Raw genomic sequence first — 23,094 nt, 5'->3', positions numbered from 1 at the left:
ACGGTATCCGCACGGACTCGCTCGGCGCGGGCAGCGCGGCGCCCACGGTTTCCGTGCTGCTCACCAATGCCCTTGCGTATGGATGCCCACCGGTAGCGCCCACCCTTTATGCTCGATAATTATGTGCTCTCCAAGTGCGACGCTGACGGTGTGGGCGAGCTCCTGGCTGGCCGGCTGCAGTGCGCCCGACGACGTTTTGGCCGCCTTGCACGCGTGGGCGCCGAAGCACACCATCGCGGCTGGTGATCCGCTCACCGGCGGCCGCACCGACCTACCCTGGTCCGCCCACGGCAACCTGCCGGGGAGCGGAGTCATGGCACTGCTCAAGGTGATTCGCGAGACGATGGCGCAACCCGGCGCGCAACTGCGGTTGGTGCTCCCGGTCCCAGGAGACATCCGCGGCGTCCCCGCGGGCACGGCGTTCGCCGCCGACGCGATCGAGGCGGGCGAGGGCATGCTGATCGGCGTACCCGGCACCGAGGGCACCGGCCTCATCCCGCGCTGGGCCGAGGACGACACGCTGCAGTGGACCGTCTACAGTGCGCCCATCCCCTCGGCGCCCGGCCCCGACATGTCCCTCGGCGAAGCCGAATACGCGATGCGCGAAGCGGTTCGCGATGCCGCCGACGCGCTGATGAAGCTGCACACCACATCGCTGGGCGCGCCCGACTCCGATCCCCGCGAGCTCATCGAAGCCGAACTGGCCGACTATTCGCGGCACGACTATCCCGAGTCGATTTCATTGCGCGCCAGGCGCATTCTCGACACCGCCGATCATGTCGCGGCCATCCTCACGGTGGCGCAGCGGGAGCCCGCTTCCGCGCCCACCTCCGCCAGCGCGATCGGTGCGCAGGAATCGCTGCTGCGGCCGCTGTGGGACGCGATCCGCGCCGCGCGCCTGGTCGCCGTGCACGCCTCCGCGCGCGGAAGCCGCTGACATCATGCCGGGGCGGTGTGAGATGCCTTTTTCCCATCGTTGCCGCATGGCCGCCGTCACCATCGCGACTGTTCTGTTCGGTCTCACTCTGCACGCCCCGGCCTCGGCGATCGTGGGCGGCGCCGACGCGACGACATCGGAGTATCCGTGGCTGGCGGCCATCGGCACGCCGTTGTTACTCACCCGCGCCTCCGGGCAGTTCTGCGGCGGCGCGCTCGTCGCACCGGACCAGGTGATCACGACGGCGCACTGCGTGGCCCTGGCACAGACGCTGACCCAAACGCTCACCGTCACCTTCGGCCGTGACGACCTTCGCGGAAGCGACGGAAAAACCGTGCATGTCAAGAACATTCGCATGCATCCGGGTTTCCTGGCAACCGTTCTGGACATGACGACCGCGTATCGCAACGACGTGGCGATCCTCACCCTGGACGAGCCGCAGCCCGGTCCGACGATCACCGTCGCCCCGCCCACTTCGGGCAACGCGACCATCCTGGGCTGGGGCGCGACCTCCGAAACCGACGAGACCAACACCCGGTTGCGCGCGGCGAACGTACCACTGGCCGCCGATGGTGAGTGCGCCACCGCCTACGGTCCGGCCTTCGATCCGTACACCATGCTCTGCGCGGGCACTCCCACCGCGGACACCGCCCAGTACGACAGCGGCGGCCCGATTCTCGTCGACGGGCGACTTGCCGGTCTCACATCCTGGGGCGTAGGCGCGGCCCGCCCTGGCTTCCCCACTGTCTACACCCGCCTGACCAGCCCGGGCTTCTGAGTCGCAGGCGCGGCGAGTTTTACTGCTGCGGCGAGTTTCACTGCTGCGGCGGGTACGGCGGCTGCTGCGGCGGGTACTGGTGCTGCGGCGGATATTGCTGATACTGCTGTTGCCCCTGCGGCGGATAGGGCTGTTGGTACTGCGGCGCCGGATACTGAGGTTGTCCCTGCAAATTCTGCTGCGGAAGATACTGCTGGGGGTACTGCTGCTGCGGATATTGCTGGGGCTGGTTCGATTGATTCGACTTGTTCCGTTTGCTCAGCCAGATCACGAGCCCGATGACCACGGCGACGACCCCGATGCACAGCAGCAGACCTCCGATCGAGAAACCACCGCCGCCACCGCTGCGACCACGGCGCCTGGCCTCGGTGACGTCGAGCGCCACGGTCCATACGTTCGTGTCGGACCAGGCGTGCGGATCGAGCGCGGCGGCATTGGTCAGCATGTCGGCATAGGTCATCTAGAGGTACCCCCCAGAAGTCAGATTCGGCGATCGGTCGCAGGCGATGCTATCCGCGACCGCTCCTCCTCAATTCCCAGCAGTGGGACGGCGCGTGACCGCACAGCAGCCGACGGCGCACGGCGCGCCGTCGCGCGTGCAGCCGTAGCCGGGCACCGCGCCGAGCCGCCGGGGTTCGGCTCCGCGCAACTGCTCGGACACCAGTTCGACGACCAGCTTCGCGAAACGCGGATCGCTTCCCGGCGTCGCGGCCCGCGCGAAGCCCATACCGAGTTCGGCGGCTTTCCGCGCGGCCTCGTTGTCCAGATCCCAGATGACTTCGAGATGGTCGGAGACGAAGCCCACCGGACAGACGACCACGGCCTCGACCCCCTTGGCCGCGAGATCGTCCAGGTGGTCGACGATGTCCGGTTCAAGCCACGGCACCTGCGGCGGACCCGAACGCGACTGCCAGACGAGGTCGTAATCGGTGAAACCGGTTGCCGCGGCGCACAATCGGGCCGCGTCGGCGACCTGACGACTGTACAGCCGGCCGCCGTCGGCAGGCGGACCCGCGGCGGCATCGGCCGACACCGGAATGGAATGCGCGGTGAACACCAGCCTTGCCGCGGCGTGCTGCCCGGCCGGGAGCCGATCGCGCGCCGCGCGAATGGCATCGGCGAACGTCTCGATCAACAGCGGGTGATCGAAGTACTGACGCAGCTTCAGCAGTCCCGGCGCGCCCGCACCGAAAGCCGCACGCGCCCGGGCGATGTCCTCGTGGTACTGCAGGCATCCGGAGTAGCCGCCCCACGCCGAAGTCGGGAAGACCAGTGCGGCGCCGACACCGTCGGCGGCCATCCGCCCGACGGTGTCCTCCACCATGGGATGCCAGTTCCGGTTACCGAAGTACACCGGCAGCTCGATACCCGCGGCGGCCAGTTCGGCCTCGACCGCCGTGATGATGTCGCGATTGAGCGCGTTGATCGGCGAGACACCGCCGAAGTGCAGATAGTGCTCGGCGACCGCTTCCAGGCGCTCACGCGGCACTCCTCTGCCCCGGGTGACGTTCTCCAGGAACGGCATCACGTCTTCGGGACGCTCCGGACCGCCGAAGGACAGCAGCAGCAGCGCGTCGGCGGTTCGAACCACGGTGTCTCCCATCCGATCGGCTCAGTTGATCGCCATGTTCTCCGGGAACCAGGTGTTGTGGCTGGCTCCGCCGTCGACGTAGATGATCGACCCGGTGGTGCCAGGCAGCCAGTCCGACAGCAGCGCCACGATCGACTTCGCCACCACCGTGGGGTCGTCGACGTCCCAGCCGATCGGCGAGGCGCCGTCCCAGTAGACGTTGAGCTGATTGAGCTTGGCGGCGTCGTCGGTCGCGGTGCCCGCGATCGCCTTGGCGGCCAGCGTCTTGATCGGCCCCGCGGCGATGAGGTTGGACCGGATCTTCTTCGCCGCGCCCACCTCGCGGGCGACATACCGGTTCACCGACTCCAGCGCGGCCTTCGCTACGCCCATCCAGTTGTAGAACGGCATCGCGGTGCGCGGATCGAAGTCCATGCCGACGATCGAGCCGCCCTCGTTCATCACCGGCAACACCGCGCGCGACAGCGACGCGTAGCTCCACGCCGAGATCTCGAACGCCTTGGCGGCATCCGGGCCCGGGCCGTCGAGGAACGGCCGAGCCTCCGGCCCCATGAGGGTGCGTGGCGCGAACGCGATCGAGTGCAGCACCCCGTCGATCCCCTGCGGAGCCAGTTCCCGCAGCTTGTCGGCCAGGCCTGCGAGATCCTCTTCGCTGGTCACGTCGAGCCCGATGGCCGGCGGGACCTCCTGGGGCAGGCGTTTGGCGATCCGGTCGATCAGCCGCAGCCGCTCCGGGATGCCGGTGATGAGCACCTTCGCGCCCTGCTCCTGCGCGACGGCCGCCGCGTGGAACGCGATCGACGAGTCGGTGATGATGCCCGTGACCAGGATGGTCTTGCCTTCGAGCAGTCCGCCCATGAGTTCTCGGTTCTCCTGAAATTCGAATGTGGGGTTGGCTGCGGGCGGCCTGGACCGGCCGCGCTACGCGTTCGGTGTGGTCAGTGGCCCATGCCCATGCCGCCATCGACCGGGATGACGGCGCCGGAGACGTAGGCGGAGTCCTCGGAAGCCAGGAAGCTGACCACGGCCGCGATGTCCTCCGGCTGGCCGAGCCGCTGCAAGGGGATGAACTTCTTGGCCATGTCGCGCACGTCCTCGGGCAGGTCGGCGGTCATGTCGGTCTCGATGAAACCCGGGGCGACGACATTCGCGGTGATCGAGCGCGAGCCGAGCTCGCGGGTGATCGAGCGGGCCAGACCGATCACACCGGCCTTGGAGGAGGCGTAGTTGATCTGACCGGCTTGGCCGCTCATGCCGACCACCGAGCCGAGGAAGATCATCCGGCCCCAGCGCGCGCGCAGCATGGCGCGGTTCGCGCGCTTGGCGCACCGGAACGCACCGGTCAGATTGGCGTCGAGCACCCGGGTGAACTGCTCCTCGTTCATCCGCATGAGCAGCGTGTCGTCGGTGATGCCCGCGTTGGCCACCAGCACCTCGACCGGACCCTGGTGCGCCTCCACCTCGGCGAAGGCGCCGTCCACCGATTCGCTGTCGGTCACATCGCATTTCACACCGAACAGGCCGTCCGGCACCCCCGAGCCACGATGCGTGACGGCCACCTTGTGACCGTCGGCAAGCAGACGCTGCGCGACCGCGAGTCCGATGCCGCGGTTTCCGCCGGTCACCAGGACCGACCGGGATGTGATGTTCGACATGGGGTTCAACCTACCTGGTCGAATCGGCAGGCAACGACCGGGCCGCCACGTTCGTCCGACCGCCATCCGAGCCCGGCCGCGTTCGTGAAACGCCACAATGACAGCGCGAAACGAAGCCCGATCACGCGGACCGGCCGGTGGTGTGCAGGACACCACCGGCCGGTCGGCATTCGATCGATGCGCCGCCTTTCACTCACCTTCGGCGAGCGACGCGAGAGGCGCTGCTCAGCAGCTGGGGCACCAAGTCACGGACAGCGCGTCGAACCCCAGATCCTCCACCTGCTTACCCGGCCCCACGTAACGGTACGGTTGTCCGCCGCCACAGTTGGAACCGGAGCTGAACAGCAACTCGACGTTCGTGTTGTTGATCACCGATCTGGTGCTCGGATCTCCCGCGGGTCCGCAGTAGTTCCGGAAGTTCTTGGTGTTGAGCGTGACCACCTTCGCCGTACCGGAAAAGCCGACACCGGAGTACTGACACAGACTGCCGGTTGGACAGCCTGCCGCTGAAGCTTCCGGAAGCGGAGCCACGACAAAGGCCAGCGCGGCGAACGCGATTGCGGTGACGATTGCAGAAATTCGCATGATTCCTCCCCAAATGGAGGGCGGCACTCCCTTACCGCCCGTCCTGGGCACGGTAACACACTTTCCCGGCTATGGCCGGTGTAATCGCCTGCGCGCCTTGCTGTTCGCAGCGCTAAGGCAAACGCTGGCGATACACCAGACCGATGACCACTCCCGCCGCGACGACCACCAGTCCGAGCAGCAGCCACGGACGACTGGCGTCGCCTCTGGTCAGCTCGTACCCGATCTGTTGCTCCAAGGTGTCGTACACCTTGGTCAACTCCTGCAAGGACGACGCGGTGTAGAACTCCCCGCTGGACAGTCGCGCTATCTCGCGCATGGCGTCGTCGTCCACCTCGACGCGTACCTGGTCCTTGCTGCCGTCCTCCCGGGGGATCTCGACGACGCCCCAGCGAGTGCCGAAGGAAATGGTCGAGATGGGGACGTTCTTGCTCTTGGCGAGCCGGGCGGCGACGTACTCGTGCCGGGGGTTGTCGACGTCCTTGAAATCCGGAACGGTCTGCTTACCGTCCGACATCAGCACGATCCTGGCAGGCGGTGGCTCCTGGGCGCCACCGAGCACCGTGGCGAGCGTCTCGATCGCCTGCAGCGCGGTGAGAATGCCTTCACCGGTAGCGGTGCGCTCGGCCAGCCGCACATTGTCGATCGCGGCTTTGACCGATTCGTGGTTCGTCGTGGGCGAGACCATCACCGAGGCGGTGCCCGCGAAGGTGACGAAGCCGATGTTCACGCCCTCGGGCAGTCCGTCGACGAACTCCTTGCCCGCCTTCTTGGCGACCTGGATGCGGCTCGGGGCGACGTCGGTCGCCTCCATCGACAGCGACACGTCCATCACCAGCATGACGGTCGCGCGGTTGCGCGGCACCTTCTTGACCGCGGTCGGTCCGGCCGCGGCGACGGTGAGGAACACCAGGCCGACCAGCAGCAGCGCGACGGCCACATGCCGGAACGCGCTCGGCCGCGACGGAGCGACCTTCTCCAGCAGCGCCATGTTGGTGAACTTCAACATGTGCTTGCGCCGGTTGCGCTGCACCAGGACGTAGCCGAGCGCGATCAGCGCGATGACGACGAGGAATCCCAGCCAGATCTGTGCGGTGAAATGCGAAATACTCACTGGCGTGGCACCCGCCCGGTCGGGGCGCCGAAGCTGTGGCGCCGGGTGGACACGAACCGGACCACGTCGGCGATCCAGTCCCGATCGGTTCGCAAGGTGAGCACCGGAGCGCCACAGCCGCGCAGGGCCTGTTCGACCTGCTGCCGGTGGCGCTGCGCGGCAGCCGCGAAATCGGCGCGCAGCGTGGAGGTCACGCTGAACTCGCGGGTGCGCCCGGTCTCCGGGTCGTGCAGTACGACGTCGCCCATGTCGGGCAGGGAGAGGTCGCGCGGGTCGAGCACCTCGACCGCGAGCAGATCGTGCCTGGCCGAGATCGCGCGCAGCGAGCGCTGCCAATCGATGTCACCCAGGAAATCGCTGATGATCACCGCGAGCCCACGTTTGCGCTGCGGACGGCGCAGCGATTCGATGCCGCCGCGCAGGTCGCCGCGCACGCCGTCGCGCGCGTGCGGTGTGGTCGCGATGCCGCGCAGCAGCGACTGGGCGTGGACGCGCCCGCCGCGCGCCGGGATGCGGGTCAACCGTTCGCCGGTGGCGACGACCGCACCGATCCGGTTGCCGCCGCCACTGGTCAGATGGGTGATGGCGGCCGCGGCGGCGATGGCGAGATCACGCTTCTGGCAGGCGGCGGTGCCGAAGTCGAGGCTGGCCGACAGATCGACCACCATCCAGGTCTCCAGCTCGCGGTCGGCGATCATCTGCCGCACGTGCGGATGAGTGGTGCGGGCGGTGACCGACCAATCCATCTGGCGCACGTCGTCGCCCGGTTGGTAGGCGCGCGCCTCACCCGGCTCGGAGCCGGGACCGGGGATGAGACCGAGGTGATCGCCGTGCAGCACGCCGTCGAGCCTGCGGCGCACGGTGAGTTCGAGGGTCTTGAGCGCGACCGTGAGCCTGGGGTCGGTCAACTCCCCCGCGTGGAAGGACGGCGGTGCGTGGGACGGCGACGTCGGCACTGGCGCGACCCGATCCGATGCCGAGGTCACTTCGGCGGAACGGTGCCCGCGGGCTGCGACTGCTGCCCGTTGGGCGGCTGGGGCACGGCCTGCTGCGGCGACGGCGGCTGGGGAACCTGCTGCGGGGCGCCCTGCGGCGGCGCGGCGGGCACGCCGGGCGCGACGGCCTGCGGGGCGACCTGTGGCAGGCCGACGGTCTGCAGAACGCGCTTGATGACGTCCTCCGGGCTGATCTCGTCGGCGAGTGCGTCGTAGGACAGCACCAAGCGATGGCGCAACACGTCCGGGATCACTTCGACGACGTCCTGCGGCACCACGTAATCGCGGCCGCGGATGAGCGCGACGGCGCGGGCCGCGGCGATGATGCCGAGGCTGGCGCGCGGCGACGCGCCGTAGGAGATCCAGCTGGCCACGTCCTGCATGCCGAAATCGGCCGGTTTGCGGGTCGCCGCGATCACCCGGACCACGTAGTCGACCAGGGCGTGGTGCACGAAGGTGTTGGCCGCGACCTTCTGCAGACGGATCAAGTCCTCCGGCTCCAGGATCCGGCTCGCCTCCGGCGGGGTGACGCCCATCCGGTAGATGATCTCGCGCTCCTCCTCCACGGAGGGGTAGTCGACGACGACCTTGAACAAGAAGCGGTCGCGCTGCGCTTCGGGCAGCGGGTACACGCCCTCGCTCTCGATCGGGTTCTGCGTCGCCATGACCAGGAACGGGTCGGGCATCGGGTAGGTCTTGCCGCCGATCGACACGTGCCGCTCGGCCATCACCTCGAGCAGCGCCGACTGCACCTTGGCGGGCGCGCGGTTGATCTCGTCGGCGAGCACGAAGTTGGCGACGACCGGGCCGAGTTCGGTGTCGAACTCTTCGCGGCCCTGCCGGTAGATACGGGTACCGATGAGGTCGGTGGGCACCAGGTCGGGCGTGAACTGCACGCGGGCGAACGAGCCGCCGACCACCCTGGCGAAGGTCTCCACGGCGAGGGTCTTCGCGATGCCGGGAACACCTTCGAGCAGAACGTGACCACGTGCGAGCACGCCCACGAGCAGTCGTTCGACCAGGCGATCCTGGCCCACGATCACCCGCTTGACCTCGTAGATCGCCTTCTCCAGGGTCTGGACGTCACGCTCGAGGGTGCTGGGCGTCGAGACCGGCGCATCCTTCGCCGAGTTCGCTCCGCTCACACCGTCCGTCGAAGTCACCAACATCCCCGCTTTCGCCTTGGTCCTGTGCGTGCTGCCACAACTATTCCAGGTAATCACCGCCTGTGCCGCAACCGGACCCGACAGAATGGGAATTTCCGCGGTCCTCCGGCCGGGCGGGGCACCCGGAATGTCCGATATCAGGAGACGACGCGCACCGCGAACGGCATGATGCCGCCCTCGCGGACCGGGGACACCTTCACCACGTCGCCGGATTCCGGCGCCTCCACCATCTTCCCGTCGCCGAGATACAGCGCCACGTGCTGGCTGCCGTTCGGCCCCCAGAACAGCATGTCGCCGCGCTCGCGATCGCCGACCGGCACTCGGGTGCCCGCGTTGTATTGGTAGCCGCTGTAGTGCGGCAGCGAGACCCCGACGCCCGCGAACGCGTAGACCATCAACCCCGAGCAATCGAAGCCGACCTTCTCGAAGTCCCCGTAACTGTCGGCGACGCCGCCGTCCCGGATGCCGCGGGTCGGCCCGTCCTCGTCGCCGCCTCCCCAGGCGTAGGTGACGCCGAGTTGTGACATGGCGCGATCGACCACGATCTCGATCGCCGCGGAGCCTTCGACCGGTGGCGACTTCGGTCGTGGCGCGCTCCGCCGCGGTGGCGGCGCGTCCTCCAGCTGAGTGTGCGGGCGTTTTCCGGTGCCGAGTTCGGCGGCGCGATCGCGAGCGGCCTGGTCGGCGGCCGCGCGCGCGGCTGCCGCCGCCGCGGCGGCACGCACCGCCGCTTCCTCCACCTTGCGCATGGCGTCCCAGGCCAGGTACGCGTCACGCTGGTCCTGCAGGCCGGCCACGTTCTGCCGCGCTTGATCCAGCCTGCCCTGCGCGTCCTGGCGCCGCCGCAGCAGGTCGTCGCGCTGGGCGGTCTGCCGGTCGAGTTCGGCCTTCGCCGCGGCGACCGCGTTCTCGGCGTCGGCCCTGCGCGCGGCGGCGACGGCGGCGGCCGTGTCGGCGTCCGATTTCGCCCGCCGCGCGGTGGAGTTCTTGTTGCCTTGATCGATCTGCGCGCGCCGCAGGCCGTCCAGCACCTGCTGACGATTCTTGGAGACCAGCTCGAGGAGCTGGGCCCGGTCCAGCGCGACCGCGGGGGTGGCCGCGGCGAGGTAGGTGACCATCGAGCCGGAGCCCGGATTGGTATAGGCCTGGGTGGCGAACTGATCGAAGTTGCGTCGCGCCTGGCCCACCTTGGCCGCGGCATCGGCGAGGTCGAGCTGGGTGTCCACCACCACGACGGCGGCCGCGTCGGCGGCGTCGCGCGCGGTCTGCAGGTCCACCAGCGCTCGGTTGACGTCCTCCCGGCGCTGCGCGACGGCGTCGTCGAGTTGCCCCAGTTGCTGATCGACCACGGCGACCTGGTTGATCAGGGTGCCGACCTCGGCGACACCGGCGTCCACCTGCGCGCCCGCCTGGGCGATCTCGCCGTCGCTGGGATTTGGCGGAGGAGGTGGCACAGCAGCGACAGGTCCAGTCGTGACCACTACAACGACCGCAATCAGCAACCCCACAGCGACCGATAGTCGGCGCCGGTTGGTGAGCCCGCCGTTGTTGCGCATCACACCTCCAAGGACCGGATTCCGGCAATCCTCGAGGGCATCAGGCGAACCAGGATGCACTATGGTCGACAGATGGCCTCTGGAAACACTTATTCCCCATCAGGGACCATTCGAACCGTACGACACTTACGTCACCGACAAAACGGCATCGACCTTGTTGCCGCCCACATCTTCTTCATTGCTAGAAATTTGCTGTACTGCGCGCCACGCTTTCTCCGAACGCAACAGACCAACCGTTCGGAAAATTAGCTACATGGATGCTGAAGGCCCGATTTCGCCCCATATCGGACACAGCTCGGCTTCGCATCGAGCGAAGGCGGTGTCAGCGACGCACGCCTGCGACGCGCAGAGGTACCGCGCTGGGGGCGAGTGGCGATGGACAACCACGCCGTTACCGGCGCGGTGATACCACGAGAATGTCGAATCGGCCGCAGCCGGCTTCGCAGAAAAGCGCCGCGACCTCAGATGGCGCGCGCGTCGGACGACTCGCCGTCAGGTGTCCGCCGGGCGCTCGCCACACGCTCCGGACCGTCGGCCGCCGCCCGCCGGACCTTGACCCAGTACAGTCCGGCGATGACCGCCACCGTTCCACCCAGCAGTGCGCAGGTGATGGCGGTCCAGGACATCGACTCCGGCGTCTCCAAGCGGGCGGTGAAGATGCTCGCGGCCTCTCCGCTCTTACCCTGCGTGCCCTTGGCGGCGTCCTCGGCCCACTCCAGCCGCACACGGCTGATCGTGTCGCTGTAGGTGCCCACCCAGTCGTCGCTGAGAACGACCACGGTGCCGTGCTGCGTCTTACCCACCTCGGTGGCCAAGTCCCGTAGGCTCGAGTCGTGTCCTGGATTGCCGGGGACGACCACGATGCTCAGCGGGATTCCTTGCGATCGCGCCTCCGCGGCGATGGCGGCCAGTTCCTTCTTGTCCTTACCGGTCAGTGTCGCGACGTGATCGTCGGCCAGATCGGCGTTGAGCGAGCGCACGGTGTCGGCGGTGACATTCGGCGGCAATTCGGCGGCCATAGGGGTGAAAACCGAGTTGTGCGGGGCGGTCATCTTCCATCCGGTCTGTCGAGCCGCATCGGCAACCGAAGCGACGGGCATCCAACACTGCAGGGCGAGCAAGATCCCCCTTGCTGGCTCGAAAGCACAGTACGCGACGGAGTGTCGCATCTCGCGCGCGCGGCACGCCGAACCGCCCCCTGGTGTTTCACAGGACAAGCGTACTGTTAAGGTCGTAGGCGCGAGGAACCAGCGCCGGAGCGGCGCCGGAGCACCTCCGAAGACTCGGCCGCCGGCACAGCCCCGCCGGTGGCCACCCGCACAGACGAGTGGAGCTGACGTGACGACAAGTATCGATACTTTCGGCGCCAAGGGCACCCTCGAGGTGGGAAGCAACTCCTACGAGATCTTCCGCCTCTCCGCCGTGCCCGGCACCGAGAAACTCCCGTACGCACTGAAGGTCCTCGCGGAGAATCTCCTCCGCACCGAGGACGGCGCCAACATCACCGCCGATCACATCCGCGCCATCGCGAGCTGGGATCCCACGGCGCAGCCGAACACCGAGATCCAGTTCACGCCCGCCCGCGTCATCATGCAGGACTTCACCGGCGTGCCGTGCATCGTGGACCTGGCCACCATGCGCGAGGCCGTGGCCACCCTGGGTGGCGACCCGGACAAGGTGAACCCCCTCGCCCCCGCCGAGATGGTCATCGACCATTCCGTCATCATCGACGTCTTCGGCCGCGCCGACGCCTTCGAGCGCAACGTCGACATCGAATACCAGCGCAACGGCGAGCGCTACCAGTTCCTGCGCTGGGGCCAGACCGCGTTCGACGACTTCAAGGTCGTCCCGCCGAGCACCGGCATCGTGCACCAGGTCAACATCGAGCACCTGGCCCGCGTCGTCATGGTCCGCAACGGCCAGGCCTACCCCGACACCTGTGTCGGCACCGACTCGCACACCACCATGGTCAACGGCCTCGGCGTCCTCGGTTGGGGCGTCGGCGGCATCGAGGCCGAGGCGGCCATGCTCGGCCAGCCCGTCTCGATGCTGATCCCGCGCGTCGTCGGCTTCAAGCTGACCGGTGAGATCCAGCCGGGCGTGACCGCCACCGACGTCGTGCTCACCGTCACCGACATGCTGCGCAAGCACGGCGTGGTCGGCAAGTTCGTCGAGTTCTACGGCAAGGGCGTGGCCGAGGTGCCGCTGGCCAACCGCGCCACCCTGGGCAACATGAGCCCCGAATTCGGTTCCACCGCCGCGATTTTCCCGATCGACGACGTGACCGTCGACTACCTGCGCCTGACCGGCCGCTCCGACGAGCAGGTCGCGCTGGTCGAGGCGTACGCCAAGGAGCAGGGCCTCTGGCACGATGCCGACTCCGAGCCCGCCTACTCCGAATACCTCGAACTGGATCTGAGCACCGTGGTGCCGTCCATCGCGGGCCCGAAGCGCCCGCAGGACCGGATCCTGCTGTCGGAGTCGAAGATCGCGTTCCGCAAGGACATCCACAACTACACCAACGACGCGGAGAGCGGCCCCGCCGCCGACACCCCGCACAGCAAGCTGGACGAGGCCGTCGAGGAGTCCTTCCCCGCGAGCGACCCGGCCGTGCTGTCCTTCGCCGACGACGGCGCCGAGTCGCTGGTGTCGGCCGCCAACGGCGCCGAGGGCCGTCCGTCCAAGCCGGTGACGGTGCGCAGCGAGGAGTACGGCGACTTCGTGCTCGACCACGGCGCCGTCGTGGTCGCCTCGATCACCTCCTGCACCAACACCTCCAACCCGTCGGTCATGCTCGGCGCGGCCCTGCTGGCCCGCAACGCGGTGGAGAAGGGCTTGGCCCGCAAGCCGTGGGTGAAGACGTCCATGGCTCCGGGTTCGCAGGTGGTCAACGGCTACTACGAGAAGGCGGGCCTGTGGCCGTACCTGGACAAGCTGGGCTTCAACCTGGTCGCGTTCGGTTGCGCCACCTGCATCGGCAACACCGGCCCGCTGCCGGAGGAGATCTCCAAGGCGGTCAACGACAACGACCTCACCGTCACCGCGGTGCTGTCGGGCAACCGTAACTTCGAAGGCCGCATCTCCCCCGACGTGAAGATGAACTACCTGGCCTCCCCGCCGCTGGTCATCGCCTACGCGCTCGCGGGAACCATGGACTTCGACTTCGAGAACGACCCGCTGGGCAAGGACACCGAGGGCAACGACGTCTTCCTGAAGGACATCTGGCCCTCGCCGCAGGAGATCCAGGACACCATCGACCGGGTCATCAGCCGCGACATGTTCCTCGAGGACTACAAGGACGTGTTCCGGGGTGACGAGCGCTGGCGCAGCCTGCCCACCCCGGAGGGCAAGACCTTCGAGTGGGACGCCGAGTCGACCTACGTGCGCAAGCCTCCGTACTTCGAAGGCATGCCGCAGACCCCGGAGCCGGTCACCGACATCAAGGGCGCCCGGGTGCTCGCGCTGCTCGGCGACTCGGTCACCACCGACCACATCTCCCCGGCGGGCAACATCAAGCCCGGCACCCCGGCCGCGCAGTACCTGGAGGCCAACGGCGTCGAGCGCAAGGACTACAACTCCTACGGCTCGCGGCGCGGCAACCACGAGGTGATGATCCGCGGCACCTTCGCCAACATCCGGCTGCGCAACCAGCTCCTCGACGACGTCTCGGGTGGCTACACCCGCGACTTCACCCAGGAGGGTGGCCCGCAGGCGTTCATCTACGACGCCTCGCAGAACTACCAGGCCGCGGGCGTCCCGCTGGTCGTGCTCGGCGGCAAGGAATACGGTTCGGGCTCCTCGCGCGACTGGGCCGCCAAGGGCACCAGCCTGCTGGGTGTGAAGGCCGTCATCACCGAGTCGTTCGAGCGCATCCACCGCTCCAACCTCATCGGCATGGGCGTCATCCCGCTGCAGTTCCCGGCGGGCGAGTCGGCCGCGTCGCTGAAGCTGGACGGCACCGAGACCTTCGACATCGAGGGCATCACCCAGCTCAACGAGGGTGCCACCCCGAAGACCCTGAAGGTCACGGCCACAAAGGAGAACGGTGACAAGATCACCTTCGACGCGGTGGTCCGCATCGACACCCCCGGCGAGGCCGACTACTACCGCAACGGCGGGATCCTGCAGTACGTGCTGCGCAACATGATTCGTGCCTGATCGCGCCACCTTCGCTGGCGCGTGTTCGCGCCACTGAAGTCTCGTGTCGGACAACCCCCGCGTCGGTCTACCGCCGACGCGGGGGTCCGTGTTTCCCCGCTGGAGGATTCCGTGCCCAAGGTCAGTGACGATCACCTCGCCGCCCGGCGCAGCCAGATCCTCGACGGAGCACGCCGCTGCTTCGCCGAGTACGGCTACGACGGCGCCACCGTGCGCCGCCTCGAGGAAGAGATCGGGCTGTCCAGGGGAGCCATTTTCCACCACTTCCGGGACAAGGACGCGCTGTTCCTCGCCCTCGCCCAGGAAGACGCCGAACGCATGGCCGATGTCGCGGCCAATCAGGGCATCGTGCAGGTGATGCGCGACATGCTCGCCCACCCCGAGCAGTTCAACTGGCTCGGAACGCGTTTGGAGATCGCCCGCAGGCTGCGCACCGATCCCGAATTCCGGGCGGGCTGGACCCAGCGTTCGGCCGAACTCACCGCCGCCACCTTGGCCCGCCTGGAACGTCGTAAGGCCGCGGGCGCGCTGCGCGACGACGTGCCCACCGACGTGCTGCTCGGCTACCTCGACCTCGTCCTCGACGGTTTGATCGCCCGGATCGCCTCCGGCCACACCAACGAGAACCTTTCCGCCGTATTGGATCTGGTCGAGGCGTCGGTCCGACGCAAGCAGTGAGGGCGGCTAGTACGCCGCGTTGAGGTACTCCGCGGCGTGCGTGGTCCACAGCACGTTCGTCCCCGGCATGTTCCGTCCGGAATAGAGCACGTGCTGACCGTCGGGCCACGGGGTCAGATAGCCGATGACGCCGCGTACGGCCGTCGTGTAGCGCTCGAGGTTCGCGATCGGGTCGCGCAGTAGGACTTCGAGCAGTTCGGCGAAGATCAGCGGCGCGACGTTGCCGATCCGAGCGCCTTCCACGAACGAGAACGGCGAGATACCCACGTCGATGACGCGCAACGGCGAATCCGCTGGCGACGCGGTGATGATGTCGCCGGGATTCGCGTACTCGCGGATGTCGATCGACGCGGGCCACGCGCCGCGCTGCCCATGCAGGCCGAACGTATTCGCCGGGCAGAGGTTTCCGACCGACTGCCCGGCTCGGCGCAGCGGGTTGGCGATGTTCACCACGAAGGCGATCTCCAGCGGCGTTCCGTCGGTGTTCTTGTACTTCCCGGACCGCACGCCCTCCAGGATCCGGCTGGCGCAGATGCCGCCGAGCGAATAACTCAGCAGGCCGCAGACGTTCGGCGAGTCCTGGATCGCCCGCACGCCGGCGGCGATGCCGAGCCGTACCGACGTCTCCAGCGAAGGACCCCAGACCTCCGGCACGGGGCCGACGGAAGCGGGCCAATCCGGTTCGAAGCAGCTGAACTTCCCGGTGTCGAGTAGTTTCACGACGTCGTGCAGCATGCCCGCGGGCGTTCCGTCGGAGTTGCGCGGCTCCCCGGTGCCGCGGAGAGTGATGATGTCGATCATCGTGGCCTCCTTGCCCACCGCACCGACCCCTTCGGTACGGAATCTCAAGGTAGAGCAGGGACGCCCACTCGGCACGAGTATCGGGCTACCTCATCGGGACACGAGTTCCCCCAAGTAGAGCGCGATTCGGCGGATCGAAGGGTGCGTGAGCTACCGCGGCTACGCGTCCGGTTCCATGCTGCTGAGCAGGATTCGCGCGAGCCGGTCCAGTTCCCGTCGCTCCCCCGCGGTGAGCACGGACAGCATCCGCGTCTCGTTCGCGGTGTGCTCGGTGACCACGGTGTCGACCAATTCCCGTCCTGCCTCGGTGAGGCCGACGCGCACCGCCCTGCGGTCCCGCACGTCCGCGACGCGCCGCACCAGTCCCGCCGACTCCAGCCGGTCCAGCCGTCCGGTCATGCCCGCCCTGGACAACATCAGCGTGTCGGCGAGCACCGACGGGCTGAGTTCGAACGGCGCGCCCGAACGACGAAGCGCGGCGAGTACGTCGAATTCGCCGCGTTGCAGGCCGTGCTTGCCGAACACCGCCTCGATCTCACGCTGCGCCACCACCAACAGCCTGCCCAGACGTCCGGCCACGGCCATCGCCTCGAGATCCAGGTCGGGTCGTTCCCGCTGCCACTGCGCCACGATCGCGTCCACGGCGTCCGTTTTCCGCTCGGTCATGGACAGGATCTTATTCGGCACGATATAGTTCGGTAGCGAATTATCAATCACCGAACTAATATGGAGGCTCCGATGGCCATTCCCGCGCCACGCAAGAACGTCGCGATCCGTCAGCCGCAGGATGCGGAGACCCTGCGTACCACGTCTGTCACCATGCGCCTGCTGATCGACGCCGAGGAGGCGGGCGGCGGGCTGAGCACACTCGAGGTCGACATGGACCGTGGAGCGGACGGCGCGGCGCCGCACTATCACACGCTTTCCGACGAACTGTTCTATGTCGCGGACGGCGAACTGCAACTGCTCGCCGGTGACCGCATCGTCACCGTCGCCGCGGGTGGTTCGATCGTGGTCCCGAAATTCATGCCGCACGCCTTCGGCGCCGCACCGGACAGTACGGCACGGATCCTCATCGCGCTCACGCCCGGCGTGCAGCGCTTCGAGTACTTCCGGCTGCTGGAACGAATCGCCGCGGGCGAATCCCCGATGACCGATCTCGCCGCCGCTCAGGACGAGTTCGACAACCACTTCGTCGACGCCCCCGCTTGGTGGGCGGAGCGCAACGCGAACCGGAAGTGAAGTCGGCGCCCTTCCGGATCCGCTCGCGGACAATCAATTCGGAGCGAGTCGAGCACTGCGCGGCGCGGGAGGAAATACGATGTCGCACAGCAGCCGTCGTCGCCGGCCACCTGCGCCCAGCAGGACGAGAGTACAGATGCACAGCCGCCAATATCGGGCTATGAGCAGCATCCGCGCCTCACGGGAGATTAGCTTCTCGATTGCTATCTCAGCATTTCCAGGCTACCGGAAAACTTTCGGTACTCGGGCGTTATGAATCGGAATTCGGTTTGCCATAGGCCGGGAAATCTCGCGATCCGAGCCGATAACGCCGCTCATCGCGATATGATCGCTCACACGCTTGGGGGTCGTGGCAAATCGCGAGCAGATCGGAGAAACGGCTATGACCGACGCAATCCACCTTCCCGGGACGACGCCGAGGGGTGACCGCGTTCCTCCGCTCCAGGGTCTGCTGGTCGCGGAATCGGACCGGCAGATCAGCGTGCGCGTCGCCGAGGGAACGTGGACCTTCAGTCGGTCCGATGTCCTGCGCGTGGTCGATTCCGCGGCGCCCCACGCCGATCAGGACGGGCGCCCGGTGCTGGTGGACATTCGCGCTGGCGCCACCGCCGATTTCACCCGCAGGCTGCGGATCGACCTGGTCGATCGGCCGATGACCATCCCGGAGTCGCCGTCGGAGGCGCTCGGCGACGAGCAGTTGCGCCGGCTCACCGAAACCTGGGCCGACCGGCTGCAACTCGTCGACTGCCCGGGTGCGAGCGGTGCGACGTTCACCTACTGCCAGACCAAGTCGATGAACGGCAGCGACGACGGCATCAACTGCGACAGCCTCGACTGAGCGGCAGGCGGATGGCCGCACGCCGGCGCGGTTCGGTCCTGATCGTGTCCGAATCCGATGATCTACACGCCACCGCGATGGCGGCGACGCTGCGAGAACACCACGGGCTCGGCCCGATCCACCTCGACCTGCGCGATTTCCCCCAGGAGTCCGGCAGCTTCCGGCTGGACCGGCTCGGCACCACACGCTCGCTGTCGCACCTGATCGGCCTCGACGACGTGCGGTCGGTGTGGTGGCGGCGCCCGCATCCCGCGCGGGTGCCCGCGGGTGTCCGCGCCTCGGACAACGAGTTTCGCCAGGCCGAGTGCGACGGATTCATTCAAGGGCTGCTCTGGTCCATCCCCGCTCACTGGGTCAACGACCCCGGCGCCGACCGCACCGCGGCACGCAAGATCGTCCAGCTGGAGACGGCGCTGCGGGCCGGGTTCGCGGTGCCGGAGACGTTGATCACCAACGATCCGGACGAGGCGCGCAGCTTCGTCGAATCCCGGCCCGGTCCGGTCGTTTACAAGCGCACCGGCACCAGCCGGGCGGAGTTCGCCGAGACCAGGATCATCTCCAGGGACGATTTCGGCAGGCTGGCCGCGATCCGTTCGGCGCCGACCACCTTCCAGGACTACGTCGACGCCACCTGCGATCTGCGCGTGGTGTGGGTGGACGGGGTCGAATGGACCGTGCGCATCGACTCCCAAGCGGGCGTCGGCAAGGTCGACTCCCGCTTGGACACGTCGGTCGATTTCGCGCACGATCACCTGCCCGCCTCGGTGAGCAAGTCACTGGCCACGCTGATGGGCGCACTCGGATTGTCCTTCGGCGTGCTCGACATTCGGCTCGGCCGTGATGGCGAGTACTACTTCCTGGAGGTCAACCCGCAGGGCCAGTTCGCCTACCTGGAGATCAAGACCGGGCTGCCGATCTTTCGCAGCTTGGCCAACCTGCTGGTGGACGGTGACGGCATGGTGGAGGGCTACTGAACCCGGTCACAGGTCCGGCGGCACGATATCGAGACCGGGAACGCCACGGTATGCGGCAAGCGGCCCCGCATTCGCCGCGCAGCGGCGCTCCACCGGACGACAACAGCAGCCGAAGCCCGTCGCTGGACGGGGTCCCGCGCGACGACCAACGGCGCGAGCGCCGCTGAATTGCATTGCGGCTCCACTCGATCGCCGACATGCGCCCGAGGACCTGGCATCGACGCCGCCGTGCAGCTCGGCGAGGTAGACATCCAGTTCGGGGGCGTCGACGTCGATCCGGTTGGGGCTCCGCCCGGGGCGGCCGCGTAGCCGTCCGGCGGCAAAGCACGCCGTTGCGGCGCTATGGGCTCTTGCGGCGATTGGCTCCACCCCGGCTGCGGAGCTGCACATGCGACTCCACGAGGACGTTGTGGATGAAACCGTAGGAGCGGCCGGTGGACCGCGCCAGTGACCGGATGCTCGCACCGGCCTCGTACTGTTTCTTCAGCTGGGTTTGTAGGCGATCGCGTGACTTGCCGGTGACGCGTGTGCCCTTACCCAATGTGGCCTTGCTCTGTGGCCTGTCGCTCATGGCTTCCTCCGAGTCGCCGAGCAGCGTCTTTCCAGGCTAAGCACTCAGCAGGCCGTGATCAACGGGTACCTGTGATGAATCTCACGCGAGCTGAATAAGTTCCAGATATTCGGCCGACCAATGGTCTTCTGTCCCGTCCGGGAGCAGGATCACACGTTCCGGAGACAACGCCTCCGCTGCACCCGGGTCGTGGGTCACGAGCACCACCGCGCCCGCATAGGTGCGCAAGGCGTCGAGAACCTGTTCCCGCGACACCGGGTCGAGATTGTTCGTCGGCTCGTCCAGCAGCAACACGTTCGCCGCCGAGGAGACCAGTCCGGCCAGCGCGAGACGGGTCTTCTCACCGCCCGACAGCGTGCCCGCGGGCTGGTCGAGCTGCGGGCCGGAGAACATGAACGCGCCGAGCAGGCCGCGCAGCTCCTGCTCACCGGCGTCCGGCGCGGCGTGGCGGATGTTCTCCCACACGGTGGCGTTGTCGTCCAGGGTGTCGTGCTCCTGGGCGAAGTAACCGACCTTCAGACCGTGCCCCGGCACCAGACCACCCGCCGTCGGCTGCTCGACTCCGGCGAGCAGGCGCAGCAGCGTCGTCTTTCCCGCGCCGTTGAGCCCCAGCACCACCACCCGGCTACCGCGGTCGATCGCGAGGTCCACGCCGGTGAAGATCTCCAGCGAGCCGTAGACCTTGGTCAGGTTCTCCGCCATCAGCGGCGTCTTGCCGCAGGCGGCGGGCTCGGGGAACTTGATCCTGGCGACCTTGTCGGCGACGCGCACGTCGTCGAGTTCGGCCAGCAGGCGATCGGCGCGCTTGGCCATGTTCTGTGCCGCAGTCGCTTTCGTGGCCTTGGCGCCGAGCTTGGCCGCCTGGGCGCGCAGCGCGCTCGCCTTCTTCTCGGCGTTCGCGCGTTCCCGCCGCCTGCGCTGCTCGTCGGTGGCGCGCGCGTCCAGGTACTTCTTCCAGCCCATGTTGTAGACGTCGGCCTCGCCGCGCACCGCGTCCAGGAACCACACCTTGTTCACCACGTCGGCGAGCAGGTCCACGTCGTGACTGATGACGATCAGGCCGCCGTCGTGGTTCTGCAGGAAACCACGCAGCCAGGTGATCGAGTCGGCGTCGAGATGGTTGGTCGGCTCGTCCAGCAGCAAGATGGTGTCCGACCGCCCGCCGCTGCCGTCGGAGGCGGCGAACAGGATGCGCGCCAATTCGATTCGGCGCCGCTGTCCGCCGGACAAGGTGCGCAGCGGCTGACCGAGCACGCGGTCGGGCAGACCCAGGCTGTGGCAGATGCGCGCCGCCTCGCTCTCGGCGACGTAACCGCCCAGCGCCGAGAAGCGTTCCTCGAGCCGGCCGTACTTGCGGACCGCCTTCTCCCGCTCTTTGTCGTCGGCGACCTCGGCCATCAGCGCCTGTTGCTTCTCCATCTCCCGGATCAGCGTGTCCAGGCCGCGCGCCGACAGCACCCGGTCGCGGGCCAGCACGTCGAGGTTGCCTTCGCGCGGATCCTGCGGCAGATAACCGATATCGCTGGAGCGCAGGATCTTGCCCGCGTACGGCTCCCCCTCGCCTGCCAGGATGCGCAGCGTGGTGGTCTTCCCCGCGCCGTTGCGCCCGACCAACCCGATCCGGTCGCCCGCCTGCACCCGAAGCGCCGGTCCGGGAGCGGACAGCAGGGTGCGGACTCCGGCCCGGACCTCCAGGTCGGTCGCGGTGATCACAAACTTCTCCTAGCGGATCGTGGTGCTGGACGCGTGCTCGATTGTGCGACCCGACGCGCACAAGAACCACCGATTTTACCCGGGGCGCAGGGTGCGCCCGCATACCAGCACCCCGCATGTGACGGCGATAACGGCCCCCGCGGTGGCCTGCGCTACCGTGCGATGCCATGAGTATCGATCTATTGGGCAAGAGCGCTCTGGTCACGGGGGCCAGCCGTGGCATCGGCAAGGCGGTCGCGGCGGAGTTGCTCGCCCGCGGCGCGAACGTGCTGATCACCGCGCGGAAGAAGGATCCACTGGAGGAAGCCGCCGCGGAGCTGCGCGAACTGGGGCACCAGGGTCAGGTCGTCGCTCTGGCGGGCAACTCGGGCGTCGCCGAGGATCGATCCGCCGCGGTCGAGCGCGCGGTCACGGAGTTCGGTTCGCTGGACGTCCTGATCAACAACACCGGCATCAACCCGGTCTTCGGCTCCCTGATGGACGCCGACCTCGATGCCGTGCGCAAGATCTTCGACGTGAACGTGGTCGCGGCCCTGGGCTACATCCAGGAGGCGTACAAGGCGTGGATGCGCGACCACGGCGGCGCCGTGGTCAACGTGGCCAGCGTCGCGGGCATCCGCTCGACCGGCGTGATCGCCGCCTACGGCGCGTCCAAGTCCGCGCTGATCCATCTCACCGGTGAGCTCGCCTGGCAGCTGGGGCCGAAGATCCGGGTGAACGCGGTCGCGCCGGGCGTGATCAAGACGAAGTTCGCCGACGCGCTGTACTCGACCGACGAGGAGCGCGCCGCGAGCGTGTACCCGATGAAGCGGCTGGGCAGCCCGGAGGACGTGGCGCGCTTGATCGGATTCCTGGTCTCCGACGAGGCGGCGTGGATCACCGGCGAGACGGTCCGGGTGGACGGCGGGCTGCTCTCCACGGGCGGAATCTGACCGCGAACGGGAGCCGCCCGCGCTAGCGGAACGCCAATGCGCCGATGGTGTCGGCGTGCCGGTAGCGCAGGTACTTCTCGACGGCCGTGGCGTCGACCGCGCCGGTGGCCGTCGCCAGCGTCACCACCACGAATTCCTTCTCGCTGCCGTCCTTCCACTTGCCGGTGGCGTAGCCCTTCAGGTAACTGCCCGGACGCAGCGCGAGGTCGGCGTCGGTGAACCGGCCCTTCGCCGCGGCGGCCCGGCCCTCGTCGGCCATGCCGAGCACGAACTGCGTGAGCATCAGCGCGCCGCCCTCGGCGCGGTACACCAGCTCCGCCGCGTAGACGCAGCCCAGACCGGTGAGTTTGCCCGCCGCCTCGATGGGGTGGCAGTCGGCGTGGTCGCGGCCGTCGACCCACTCGGCGTGCAGTTCGACGCGATCGAACCGGAAGTCCCAGTCCTTCGCGAACTCCGTGTAACTCAACCGGCCCGCCGAAGGGCGCGCACCGCGCGACGACGGGCTCGCCGGCCGCGTGCTGGTACCGCCGCCCGCGCGGGTGGTCGCTTCGGCGGAGGCGACCGCGGCTTGCGGGTGCCCTTCCTCGCGCGGCGCCAGCGCCACTCCGATGCCGACCGCGACCAGCACGGCGACGACGCCGATCACCAGCGCGACGACCACGCCCGTTCGGGACTCGGGCGGCGGCGGCAGGGGCGGCGCTTCCCACGCAGGCATCGGGTACGCGCTCGGCGGGGACATGCTTCCCCAGTCCGGCGCGTACCGCGCGTCCTCCGGTTTCCCGGACGGATAGGTCATCGCGGTCGCCCTCC

Annotated in this window: 23 protein-coding genes; 8 read left to right on the top strand and 15 right to left on the bottom strand. The window is 68.1% G+C overall.

Going from position 1 to position 23,094, the window contains the following annotated elements:
- Nucleotides 1-121: 121 nt before the first annotated feature.
- Together ABZ824_RS05895 and ABZ824_RS05890 are read left to right on the top strand one after the other, a co-directional pair.
- Nucleotides 122-937, top strand: a complete 816-nt coding sequence (locus ABZ824_RS05895) for a hypothetical protein (protein WP_355070895.1) — start codon at nucleotides 122-124, stop codon at nucleotides 935-937.
- Between the two features lie 46 nt (nucleotides 938-983).
- Nucleotides 984-1,715 carry a serine protease gene (locus tag ABZ824_RS05890; protein ID WP_356961870.1) on the top strand — a complete coding sequence of 244 codons (732 nt, stop codon included), beginning with the start codon at nucleotides 984-986 and terminating at the stop codon, nucleotides 1,713-1,715.
- A gap of 37 nt (nucleotides 1,716-1,752) precedes the next feature.
- Here ABZ824_RS05890 and ABZ824_RS05885 read toward each other — a convergent pair whose 3' ends face one another.
- From ABZ824_RS05885 to ABZ824_RS05840, 10 genes are all read right to left on the bottom strand, one after another.
- Complete coding sequence (locus ABZ824_RS05885) at nucleotides 1,753-2,175, bottom strand: hypothetical protein (protein WP_356961868.1); 423 nt, start codon at nucleotides 2,173-2,175, stop codon at nucleotides 1,753-1,755.
- Nucleotides 2,176-2,244: 69 nt separating this feature from the next.
- Nucleotides 2,245-3,306 (bottom strand): ferrochelatase, encoded by a 1,062-nt coding sequence (locus tag ABZ824_RS05880; RefSeq protein ID WP_356961867.1) that lies wholly within the window; start codon nucleotides 3,304-3,306, stop codon nucleotides 2,245-2,247.
- A gap of 21 nt (nucleotides 3,307-3,327) precedes the next feature.
- Nucleotides 3,328-4,164 (bottom strand): NADH-dependent enoyl-ACP reductase InhA, encoded by an 837-nt coding sequence (gene inhA / locus ABZ824_RS05875; protein ID WP_355070887.1) that lies wholly within the window; start codon nucleotides 4,162-4,164, stop codon nucleotides 3,328-3,330.
- Nucleotides 4,165-4,244: 80 nt separating this feature from the next.
- Complete coding sequence (fabG1, locus tag ABZ824_RS05870) at nucleotides 4,245-4,961, bottom strand: 3-oxoacyl-ACP reductase FabG1 (RefSeq protein ID WP_356961866.1); 717 nt, start codon at nucleotides 4,959-4,961, stop codon at nucleotides 4,245-4,247.
- Between the two features lie 225 nt (nucleotides 4,962-5,186).
- On the bottom strand, nucleotides 5,187-5,546 hold the full coding sequence (locus ABZ824_RS05865) for a peptidase inhibitor family I36 protein (RefSeq protein WP_355070883.1): 360 nt from the start codon (nucleotides 5,544-5,546) through the stop codon (nucleotides 5,187-5,189).
- 112 nt (nucleotides 5,547-5,658) lie between these two features.
- Nucleotides 5,659-6,660: a VWA domain-containing protein gene (locus ABZ824_RS05860; protein WP_355070881.1), complete on the bottom strand. Its 1,002-nt coding sequence runs from the start codon at nucleotides 6,658-6,660 to the stop codon at nucleotides 5,659-5,661.
- Nucleotides 6,657-7,616: a DUF58 domain-containing protein gene (locus tag ABZ824_RS05855; RefSeq protein ID WP_356961865.1), complete on the bottom strand. Its 960-nt coding sequence runs from the start codon at nucleotides 7,614-7,616 to the stop codon at nucleotides 6,657-6,659. The genes ABZ824_RS05860 and ABZ824_RS05855 overlap by 4 nt, the downstream gene beginning before the upstream one ends.
- A 26-nt stretch (nucleotides 7,617-7,642) precedes the next feature.
- On the bottom strand, nucleotides 7,643-8,824 hold the full coding sequence (locus ABZ824_RS05850; RefSeq protein ID WP_355070877.1) for a MoxR family ATPase: 1,182 nt from the start codon (nucleotides 8,822-8,824) through the stop codon (nucleotides 7,643-7,645).
- A gap of 134 nt (nucleotides 8,825-8,958) precedes the next feature.
- Nucleotides 8,959-10,377, bottom strand: a complete 1,419-nt coding sequence (locus ABZ824_RS05845) for an NlpC/P60 family protein (protein ID WP_356961863.1) — start codon at nucleotides 10,375-10,377, stop codon at nucleotides 8,959-8,961.
- Between the two features lie 461 nt (nucleotides 10,378-10,838).
- Nucleotides 10,839-11,429, bottom strand: coding sequence for a DUF6676 family protein (locus ABZ824_RS05840; protein WP_356961861.1), 591 nt, complete (start codon nucleotides 11,427-11,429; stop codon nucleotides 10,839-10,841).
- Nucleotides 11,430-11,715: 286 nt separating this feature from the next.
- On the opposite strand from ABZ824_RS05840, the gene ABZ824_RS05835 reads away from it, so the two are divergent.
- Both ABZ824_RS05835 and ABZ824_RS05830 read left to right on the top strand, forming a co-directional pair.
- Nucleotides 11,716-14,535, top strand: coding sequence for an aconitate hydratase (locus ABZ824_RS05835; protein WP_355070871.1), 2,820 nt, complete (start codon nucleotides 11,716-11,718; stop codon nucleotides 14,533-14,535).
- A 111-nt stretch (nucleotides 14,536-14,646) separates the two neighbouring features.
- Nucleotides 14,647-15,213: a TetR/AcrR family transcriptional regulator gene (locus ABZ824_RS05830; RefSeq protein WP_039798681.1), complete on the top strand. Its 567-nt coding sequence runs from the start codon at nucleotides 14,647-14,649 to the stop codon at nucleotides 15,211-15,213.
- Nucleotides 15,214-15,219: 6 nt separating this feature from the next.
- On the opposite strand, the gene ABZ824_RS05825 is transcribed toward ABZ824_RS05830, so the two are convergent.
- Entirely contained in the window at nucleotides 15,220-16,014 is a 795-nt protein-coding gene (locus tag ABZ824_RS05825; RefSeq protein ID WP_355070869.1) for a hypothetical protein, read from the bottom strand.
- A gap of 159 nt (nucleotides 16,015-16,173) precedes the next feature.
- Nucleotides 16,174-16,680: a MarR family transcriptional regulator gene (locus ABZ824_RS05820; protein WP_356961859.1), complete on the bottom strand. Its 507-nt coding sequence runs from the start codon at nucleotides 16,678-16,680 to the stop codon at nucleotides 16,174-16,176.
- 72 nt (nucleotides 16,681-16,752) lie between these two features.
- Here ABZ824_RS05820 and ABZ824_RS05815 point away from each other — a divergent pair, with 72 nt between their 5' ends.
- From ABZ824_RS05815 to ABZ824_RS05805, 3 genes are all read left to right on the top strand, one after another.
- Complete coding sequence (locus ABZ824_RS05815) at nucleotides 16,753-17,256, top strand: cupin domain-containing protein (protein ID WP_356961857.1); 504 nt, start codon at nucleotides 16,753-16,755, stop codon at nucleotides 17,254-17,256.
- A 382-nt stretch (nucleotides 17,257-17,638) separates the two neighbouring features.
- The gene (locus ABZ824_RS05810) at nucleotides 17,639-18,094 is read left to right on the top strand and encodes a hypothetical protein (protein WP_355070863.1); all 456 of its coding nucleotides are present in this window, start codon (nucleotides 17,639-17,641) and stop codon (nucleotides 18,092-18,094) included.
- 44 nt (nucleotides 18,095-18,138) lie between these two features.
- Nucleotides 18,139-19,068 (top strand): hypothetical protein, encoded by a 930-nt coding sequence (locus ABZ824_RS05805; RefSeq protein ID WP_356961855.1) that lies wholly within the window; start codon nucleotides 18,139-18,141, stop codon nucleotides 19,066-19,068.
- Between the two features lie 340 nt (nucleotides 19,069-19,408).
- Here the strand turns inward: ABZ824_RS05805 and ABZ824_RS05800 are convergent, their stop codons facing one another.
- Nucleotides 19,409-19,639 (bottom strand): helix-turn-helix domain-containing protein, encoded by a 231-nt coding sequence (locus ABZ824_RS05800; RefSeq protein ID WP_355070859.1) that lies wholly within the window; start codon nucleotides 19,637-19,639, stop codon nucleotides 19,409-19,411.
- Nucleotides 19,640-19,720: 81 nt separating this feature from the next.
- Nucleotides 19,721-21,352 carry an ABC-F family ATP-binding cassette domain-containing protein gene (locus ABZ824_RS05795; RefSeq protein ID WP_356961853.1) on the bottom strand — a complete coding sequence of 544 codons (1,632 nt, stop codon included), beginning with the start codon at nucleotides 21,350-21,352 and terminating at the stop codon, nucleotides 19,721-19,723.
- A gap of 167 nt (nucleotides 21,353-21,519) precedes the next feature.
- Between ABZ824_RS05795 and ABZ824_RS05790 the strand changes: the two genes are divergently transcribed.
- Nucleotides 21,520-22,284, top strand: a complete 765-nt coding sequence (locus ABZ824_RS05790; RefSeq protein ID WP_356961852.1) for an SDR family oxidoreductase — start codon at nucleotides 21,520-21,522, stop codon at nucleotides 22,282-22,284.
- 22 nt (nucleotides 22,285-22,306) lie between these two features.
- On the opposite strand, the gene ABZ824_RS05785 is transcribed toward ABZ824_RS05790, so the two are convergent.
- The gene (locus tag ABZ824_RS05785) at nucleotides 22,307-23,080 is read right to left on the bottom strand and encodes a hypothetical protein (protein ID WP_356961851.1); all 774 of its coding nucleotides are present in this window, start codon (nucleotides 23,078-23,080) and stop codon (nucleotides 22,307-22,309) included.
- Nucleotides 23,081-23,094: the final 14 nt, after the last annotated feature.

This window comes from Nocardia sp. NPDC047038 (assembly GCF_040644075.1).
In the GTDB taxonomy this organism is placed as follows: Bacteria; Actinomycetota; Actinomycetes; order Mycobacteriales; family Mycobacteriaceae; genus Nocardia; species Nocardia sichangensis.
This window is presented reverse-complemented; position numbering and strand designations above follow the sequence as displayed.